Source organism: Pseudomonas sp. UBA3153, assembly GCF_002364635.1.
In the GTDB taxonomy this organism is placed as follows: domain Bacteria; phylum Pseudomonadota; class Gammaproteobacteria; order Pseudomonadales; family Pseudomonadaceae; genus Pseudomonas_O; species Pseudomonas_O kuykendallii.
Genome location: NZ_DEYR01000058.1, coordinates 3,985 through 5,259, shown reverse-complemented (window position 1 = coordinate 5,259; position 1,275 = coordinate 3,985). Strand labels below are relative to the sequence as shown.

Sequence of the window (1,275 nt, the reverse complement as noted above, 5' to 3'; positions counted from 1 at the left end):
CCAGAACTTCGAACAGATCCGCCCGCTGCTGCGCGACGCCGCCGACCTGACCCAGCTCGATGCCCTGCAAGCCTGGGCCGACAGCAGTTTCGAGCGCCTCGAAGGCTTGTTCGCCCAGCGCAAGGCCGAGGGCTTCATCCGCGAGTGCCACGGCGACATTCACCTGGGCAACGCTGCTGTCGTCGACGGCCAGGTGGTGCTGTTCGACTGCATCGAGTTCAACGAACCCTTCCGCCTCACCGACACCTATGCCGATGTCGGCTTCCTGGTCATGGACTTGGAAGATCGCGGCCTCAAGTGCCTGGCGCGGCGCTTCCTCAGCAGCTACCTGGAGCTGACCGGCGACTATCAGGGGCTGGAGCTGCTCAACTACTACAAGGCCTACCGCGCCATGGTTCGGGCCAAGGTCACGCTGTTCGGCCTAACCGAGCAGAGCACCCCGGTGGAGCGCGCCGCCGCGCTGCGCCAGTACCGCCGCTACGCCAGCCTGGCGGAAAGCTACAGTGCCATCCCCTCGCGCTTCCTGGCGATCACCCATGGCGTATCGGCGGTCGGCAAGAGCCACGTCGCGCTGCGCCTGGTCGAAGCGCTCGGTGCCATCCGCCTGCGCTCGGACGTCGAACGCAAACGCCTGTTCGGTACCCAGCAGAGCACCGACAGGGGCCATCTAGACGCCGGCATCTATCACCCCGACGCCAGCCTCGCCACCTACCAGCACCTGCACCGGTTGGCCGATACGGTGCTGCACGCCGGCTTTCCGGTGGTGATCGACGCCACCTACCTCAAGCAGGCTCAGCGGCGCGGCGCGGCCCAGGTCGCCGAACAGACCGGCGTGCCCTTCCTGATCCTCGACTGCCAGGCGCCGGAGGCGGTGATCGCCGGCTGGCTGGAACAGCGGCAGCAGGAGGCCCGCGACCCCTCCGACGCGACGCTGGAGGTGATCAAGACCCAGCAGGCCACCCGCGAACCGCTGGACGCCGAACACCAGGCGCACAGCAAACGCGTCGATACCCACGATGCCGCCAGCCTGGACAGCCTGGTGACGCGCATCCGCGACCGTCTTCCCGGCCTCTGAAGCCGCCTCGTGTGCGCCGGGCAGAGCGCGGCGCACCTTCTATACTGGCGAGTAGCTTTCCACCGGGAGCTCGCCATGAGCCAGCCACATCAACTCGACAACCCGCTCTATGCCCTGTTGCGCGACGACAAGGTCCACGCCTTCAACGAAGGCAAGCCGCAGGAAGGCGAGATCGATCTTTCCGGCGGCGACTTTCGCGG

At 67.1% G+C, this 1,275-nt stretch carries 1 protein-coding gene; it reads left to right on the top strand.

Going from position 1 to position 1,275, the window contains the following annotated elements:
- The coding region (locus B2X67_RS13810) for an AAA family ATPase (protein ID WP_286785849.1) at nt 1-1,075 on the top strand (1,075 nt) is incomplete at its 5' end.
- Nucleotides 1,076-1,275 lie beyond the last annotated feature (200 nt).